The following is a 6,039-nucleotide window of genomic DNA, read 5'->3' on the forward strand; positions in this document are numbered from 1 at the left end:
GTTGACGTGCCCTTGCTCAGGGCCACACAGGCTGTAACCGGAGCGGTTGACCACGTACTGCATGGCGTCGCGAACCGTCGGCTTCATGTTGGCCGGGATATTCACGTCGATGATTTGGGCCATCAGGTCCCGCTGCTCGGTCTCCGGCGCGGTATTGACCAGGGTGTAGCGGCCGTACCGGACCTGGTGCTCTAACACAGCGACCTTCGGATAGAGATCGGGTTGTAGCAGCTCCGGATTACGCGAGCTGTCTGGGCCGGGTGCGCTGGGTGCAGGCTCCTGCTGGGCACAGCCTGCCAGTCCGACGGCGAAGGCTAGCGGCGAGAGGGTGGTGAGCTTCGAGATCATGTGCAGTGTGCCCCCATTTCGTAGTGGGGCTCACGGTGCCAAGCACCTGTCTGGAAGGCAGGAGATAACCGTATCTGGAGCGAAAGAGGTTAGCCGCGGGCAAAAAAAACCTGAAGGAGCGGAGGGTGGGGGGAAAACTGAGCTTGAACCTTTCTCAGGTGTCCTGACCTAGAGTGGAGTCTATGCAGCGACTCATAAACAATGACCTAACCGCTTCTCGCTAGTTCGGTCGCGAGTCTGCTGTCTGCTGTCTGCAGATATGCAACAGCCTAAATTAAACGTACCGGGCATCGTTCAGCGGAGGGAAATTTTGGTCTCTTAATACAAATGGTAGACCGGCTTTAGCAAAAGCTGCTTGCCCCTATCTGCTTGCGGATTTACAAGCTGTATTTCGTAAATACCAATTAGTACGCAAGGCCTTCGACCTTACAATCAAGGAGTTGAAACTTTTAGAGCGTTATAAAACGCCGTCGTGGTCTGGTCGCTTGCGGCCCTTGCCTTCTGCCGTCCTTCGTCGTCTGGAGTACGGATCATGTCCACCCCTTCCACCCTCCTCTGGGAACTCATCAGCCGTGATGCGGAGTTCGTCGCCACCACGCGCGCCAAGGCGCGGCTGGTCACGGTGCTCATGGTGGTCGCGGCCCTGTACTACTTCGCCTTGCCCCTGGGGGCCTCGTTGCTCAAGCCGCTGTTCCAGCAAAGCCTGGTGGGCCAGCTGAATGTCGGCCTGGTCTTCGCGCTGTCGCAGTATCCGGTGGGCGCCCTGCTGGCGCTGGCCTATCTGCGCGGTACCCGCATCATCGATGCCCGCTTGCAGGCGGTGCGCCAGCGTTATCTGGCGGAGGTGAAGCCATGAGTCGTCACCTTGTAGGGCCGGGAGCGGCGCTCCTGGCGCTCTGGACAATGGCGCCCCCGGCTTTCGCCGCCGAAGCCGTGGTGAGCGCCGACTATCGCACCCTGACCTTCAGCGTCTTCGGCGCCATCCTGCTGCTAACGCTGCTGGTCACCGCCTGGGCGGCGCGCCAGAACCGTTCGGCGAGTGCCTTCTATACGGCCGGTGGCGGGATCAGCGGTCGGCAGAATGGCCTGGCCATCGCCGGAGACTACCTGTCCGCGGCGGCCTTCCTCGGCGTCTCGGGGTTGATCGCCCTCTATGGCTTCGACGGCATCCTCTATGTAGTGGGCTTCTTCGTCGGCTTCGTCCCCGTGCTGTTGCTGGTGGCCGAGCCTTGCCGCAACCTGGGGCGCTACACCCTCGGCGATGTCCTGGCCTTTCGCAATGGCTTCCGGGCGGCCAAGAGCGCGGGCGCCGTCTCCAGCGTGGTCGTAGCCATTTGTTACCTGATCCCCCAGGTAGTGGGTGGTGCGGTGATCATCAAGGCCTTGATCGGGGTGCCTTTCGAGTGGTCGGTGGTACTGGTCGGGACGCTGATGCTGATCTACGTGTTCTTCGGTGGCATGCTGGCGACCACCTGGGTGCAGTTGATCAAGGCAGTGTTGCTGATCTTTACCTGTTTCCTGCTGGTGGCCCTGGCCTGGGCGCCGTTCGGCTTCCGCATTCCTACCTTTCTCGGCACCCTGGCCGCTGATCCGGCGCTGCGTACCTACCTGGGGCTCCTGGCGCCAGGGCAGGAGGGGACGCGCGCCTTCTTCGAACCGGGTCTCTATCTGAAGAATCCGGTAGAGCAATTCTCGCTGGGGCTGGCCCTGGTACTGGGCACCGCGGCCATGCCCCACGTCTTGATGAGGTTCTTCACCGTGAGCGATGCCGAGCGGGCACGCAGCTCGGTGCTCTGGGCGATGCTGGCCATCGGCGTCTGCCATCTGTTCATCATCGGCATAGGCTTCGCTGCCGCCTATTACGTCGGCTCGGCGACCATCGCCGGCTTCGACAAGGGCGGCAACCTGGCGGCACCCTTGCTGGCGCAATTCCTCGGCGGTGGCGCCGAGAGTCTGCTGGGCAACTTCCTGCTGGCCTTCGTCGCCGCCGTGGCCTTCGCCACCATCGTCGCGGTGGTGGCCGGGCTGGCCCTGGCCGCCGCCTCGGCGCTGGCCCACGATATCTACGTGGGCGCCGTGCGCGGTGGTCAGGTCAGCGAGCGCGAGCAACTGCTGGCCGCCCGCCTGGCCACCGTGGCAGTCAGCCTGGTCGCCATCGTGCTCAGCATCCTGGCCAAGGGACAGAACGTCGCCCACCTGGTGGGGCTGGCCTATGCGGTGGCGGCCTCGGCCAATCTGCCAGCCTTGCTGCTGACCCTCTACTGGCGACGCTGCACCACCGCCGGGGTGTTGGCCGGCGTGATCGGCGGCACCCTCGCGGCGGTGGTGCTGGTGCTGGTCTCACCAAACATGACCTATCCCCAGGCCGTGCGGGCTGCCGCGGAGCAGCGGGTCGCTCAGCTGCAACAACGACTGGATGCCTTGCCGGTCGGTGCCGAGCGCGCCGCCGTGGAAGCCAGCCAAGCCCAGGCACGGCAAACGGTGGCCGGTATCGCCCCGGATGCGACCAGCCTGGTGGGCCTGGCCCAGCCGCTGATCACCCTGCGCAATCCGGGCTTGATCTCCATTCCGCTGGGCTTCCTGTTGGTGATCCTGGTGTCGCTGCTGCGCCGCGATCCGCTCAGCGAAGGACGCTGGGCCGAGATGCTGGTGCGCCAACACACCGGCCTGGGTATCGACGGCCCCGTCGCCCATTGATCCTGCCGGGCGACGCGTGTCGCCCGGCCCTTTCCTCCCTAGAAGGGCTCTGTCATGACCTCTCTTGCTTCGCTCAAGGCGGCGGCGTGCCACGTCGCGCCGGTGTTCCTGGATAAAACCGCTACCACCGCCAAGGCCATCGACCTGATTCGCGAGGCCGCCGCCAACGGCGCCGAGCTGGTGGTCTTTCCCGAATCCTACATCCCGGCCTTTCCCATCTGGGCGGCGCTATGGTCGCCGCTGCTCAACCACGATCTGTTCGAGGCCATGGTGCACAACAGCCTCTATCCCGCCGGGCCCGAGCTGGCGGCGATCCGCGCCGAGGCCAAGCGTCGCGGAGTGTTCGTCTCCCTGGGCTTCAGCGAACGCAGCGAGGTGAGCGCGGGCTGTATCTGGAACAGCAACGTGCTGATCGGCGACGAGGGGGAGGTGCTGGTGCACCACCGCAAACTGGTGCCGACCTTCTACGAGAAGCTGGTGTGGGCCTCCGGCGATGGCGAGGGTCTGCGGGTGGCCGATACCCGCATCGGCCGGATCGGCGCCCTGATCTGCGGGGAGAACACCAATCCCCTGGCGCGCTACGCCCTGATGGCCCAGGGCGAGCAACTGCATATCTCCTGCTGGCCGGCGCTATGGCCGACGCGTCCACCGGCGGACGGTGGCAATTTCGACAACGTGGCGGCCAACCGCATCCGCGCGGGCGCCCATTCGTTCGAGGCCAAGGCCTTCGGCATCCTCTGCGCGGGCTACATGGATGCGGGGATGCGCGAATTCCTCCTGGCGCGCGATCCAGCGGTGGCGACTATCCTCGATGACACGCCGCGTGGCGCCACCCTGTTCCTCGACCCCACCGGCAGCCAGCTCGGCGGAATGTTGCAGCACGAGGAGGGCATCCTCTACGCCGATCTCGATCTCAATCGCTGCATCGAGCCCAAGCAATTCCACGACGTGGTCGGCTACTACAACCGCTTCGATATCTTCGACCTGCAGGTGGAGCGCCGTCGGCACCAACCGGTGCGCTGGCAGGGTGAGAACGCCTTGGCGAGTCCCTGGCCCTCAATAGGCGTAGAGCGGATCGCTGGCGAATAGCTGCTGGAGAAAGCCCACCACGGCCTTGATGCGCGGAGCGTAGCGCAGGTCGTGGTGCACGCTCAGCCAGAGGTCACGACGGACCTCCACTTCCCGGGCGAGGATGCGTTGCAGACCGAAACGCTGGGCACCGGCGAATTCGGGCAAGAGCACCAGGCCGCTACCGGCGGCGGCGGCAAACATCTGCGCCAGCATGCTGCTGGACTGGAACACCACCTGAGCCTCGGGGACGGCTTCCTCCAGCCAGCGTACCGCCTCGATCTGCACCAGGTCGTCGATGTAGCCGACGAATTCGTGGGCGCTCAGCTCGGCCACCGTGCGCGGTTCGCCCAGGCGCGCCAGATAGGACGCCGACGTGTAGAGGTGCAGGGCGAAGCGCCCCAGGTGCTCCACGTCCAGGCCGCGCCCGCTGGGTTGGAAGAAGCTCAGGAAGATGTCGGCTTCGCGCCGGGTGACGTGCAGTTGCTGGGTGGAGGTGACCAGCTCCAGGGTGATGCGCGGATGGCTCTGGCTGAAGCGTGGCAGGTGCTGGGTGAGATAGAGGGAGGCGATACCTTCCATGGTGCCGATGCGTACCGGCCCGGCGGCTTCTCGCGCCTGACCGCCAAGGCTGGCCAGCGCGGCGGTATAGGCGCTGTCCATGGGGTTGGTGGCGGCGAGAACCTGGTGCCCCAGGGTATTGAGTTGCAAGCCCTTGGGCGTGCGCTCGAACAAGCTGGCGCCGAGGGCCTGTTCCAAGTGCGCCAGGCGGCGGCTGACAGTGGATTGATCGACCTTCAGTCGCTTAGCCGCCCTGGCCAGGCTACCGGCGCGGGCCAAGGCAAGAAAGATGCGCAGGTCATCCCAGTTTACATTGTTGTAGGACATGACTCCGAACCGTTGATCAAGGCGTTGACTAAGCTAGCGGATCAAAAACTGAGTACAGAACAAGTGTACGTGTAAGTCGGGCTGCCTACAGCGATTGTGACGGATCGTTTTTGGAGTAGCTCACCGAAGACTGTATTTAGTTAGCAAGCTAATAACATTTCATAAATGGAGGCTCATGTAACCCGAATCACTTAGCCTCGGATACCGAACTGCAGTGTGACAATCGGACTTCAGCGCTGGGCATCATATAAGTAGTTGTGCCACGCGCGGGAGGTAATATGTACATCAGGCAGCTATGCTACGAAAAATCACGTTGCAGTCGCGCGGGGAGCACTTGGGCTATGAGCACGTCGCTAAAAAGCATAGTTCTCTAGCAAGTCGTTCATGGCTTTTTTGATTGCATCAGGCTCGATCAGGTCCTGGGCAATCCGCCGCTTATCTTGCAGCATCTGCCATAGCTGCAAGTCGATGCTGTTCTCATCTAGCGGGATTTTCACGACCACCAGGCGCCGCTGCCCATTGCGGTAGGCCCGATCCTCAGCCTGGTCCTGCAGGACCGGCGTCCAGGGTAGGCCCAGGAAGAACACGTAGTTGGCAGCGGTCAGGTTGTTGCCGGTGCCAGCCGCTGACGTCGTGCCGATGAATACCCGGCAATCGACGTCCTGCTGGAAGCGATCGATTGCCTTCTGCCGCTTCGTGAGGCTGTCAGTGCCGACGAGCGTGACGCATCCCAGCCCTGCGGCCTCGCACAGCTTCTGCAGCGTGGTGACCGTCTCCTTGTACTCGCAGAAGAGGATCACCTTGTCCTCGGGATCCAACTCGCCGAGTAGCTCCATCACCACCGGCACCTTCACGCGCTCCAGGAGCTGGCGAAGCTGACCCAACCGCGCAAATACGGGCTGGTCGGCATTGCGGATGCCGTTGTATTCGGTCTGCTGCGCCTCATCGAGCACCACCTGCACGGTTTGCCGCTGCTTGCCCTTGAGGTCGGGCAGCACGTCCTTGCGGCGGCGTAGCATCCAATCGCCGATCTCGGCG

General features: G+C 63.5%; 5 protein-coding genes and 1 pseudogene. 3 read left to right on the forward strand and 3 right to left on the reverse strand.

Going from position 1 to position 6,039, the window contains the following annotated elements:
- A pseudogene (locus RND78_RS27365) lies at nt 1-348 on the reverse strand (pilus assembly protein PilL); the annotation flags it as partial.
- A gap of 532 nt (nt 349-880) precedes the next feature.
- On the opposite strand from RND78_RS27365, the gene RND78_RS27370 reads away from it, so the two are divergent.
- From RND78_RS27370 to RND78_RS27380, 3 genes are read left to right on the forward strand one after another with little or no spacing between them, the layout of a single operon-like run.
- Nucleotides 881-1,204 carry a DUF485 domain-containing protein gene (locus tag RND78_RS27370; protein WP_312733342.1) on the forward strand — a complete coding sequence of 108 codons (324 nt, stop codon included), beginning with the start codon at nt 881-883 and terminating at the stop codon, nt 1,202-1,204.
- Nucleotides 1,201-3,045: a cation acetate symporter gene (locus RND78_RS27375; RefSeq protein WP_312733344.1), complete on the forward strand. Its 1,845-nt coding sequence runs from the start codon at nt 1,201-1,203 to the stop codon at nt 3,043-3,045. Before RND78_RS27370 ends, RND78_RS27375 begins: the two co-directional genes overlap by 4 nt.
- A 54-nt stretch (nt 3,046-3,099) precedes the next feature.
- The gene (locus RND78_RS27380) at nt 3,100-4,134 is read left to right on the forward strand and encodes a carbon-nitrogen hydrolase family protein (RefSeq protein ID WP_145004478.1); all 1,035 of its coding nucleotides are present in this window, start codon (nt 3,100-3,102) and stop codon (nt 4,132-4,134) included.
- Here the strand turns inward: RND78_RS27380 and RND78_RS27385 are convergent.
- Together RND78_RS27385 and RND78_RS27390 are read right to left on the reverse strand one after the other, a co-directional pair.
- Nucleotides 4,102-5,001 (reverse strand): LysR family transcriptional regulator, encoded by a 900-nt coding sequence (locus RND78_RS27385; protein WP_312733348.1) that lies wholly within the window; start codon nt 4,999-5,001, stop codon nt 4,102-4,104. The two genes, RND78_RS27380 and RND78_RS27385, sit on opposite strands and share 33 nt — an antisense overlap.
- Nucleotides 5,002-5,354: 353 nt before the next feature.
- Nucleotides 5,355-6,039 (reverse strand): C-terminal helicase domain-containing protein (locus tag RND78_RS27390; RefSeq protein WP_312733350.1); only part of this gene is annotated, 685 nt, incomplete at its 5' end.

Source organism: Pseudomonas oryzihabitans, assembly GCF_032027545.1.
Classification (GTDB): Bacteria; Pseudomonadota; Gammaproteobacteria; order Pseudomonadales; family Pseudomonadaceae; genus Chryseomonas; species Chryseomonas oryzihabitans_F.

Excerpts from the sequence above, each read along its gene's own strand:
- RND78_RS27370 (WP_312733342.1), top strand. The coding sequence starts at position 881 with ATGTCCACCCCTTCCACCCTCCTCTGGGAACTCATCAGCCGTGATGCG.
- RND78_RS27375 (WP_312733344.1), top strand. The coding sequence starts at position 1,201 with ATGAGTCGTCACCTTGTAGGGCCGGGAGCGGCGCTCCTGGCGCTCTGG.
- RND78_RS27380 (WP_145004478.1), top strand. The coding sequence starts at position 3,100 with ATGACCTCTCTTGCTTCGCTCAAGGCGGCGGCGTGCCACGTCGCGCCG.
- RND78_RS27385 (WP_312733348.1), bottom strand. The coding sequence starts at position 5,001 with ATGTCCTACAACAATGTAAACTGGGATGACCTGCGCATCTTTCTTGCC.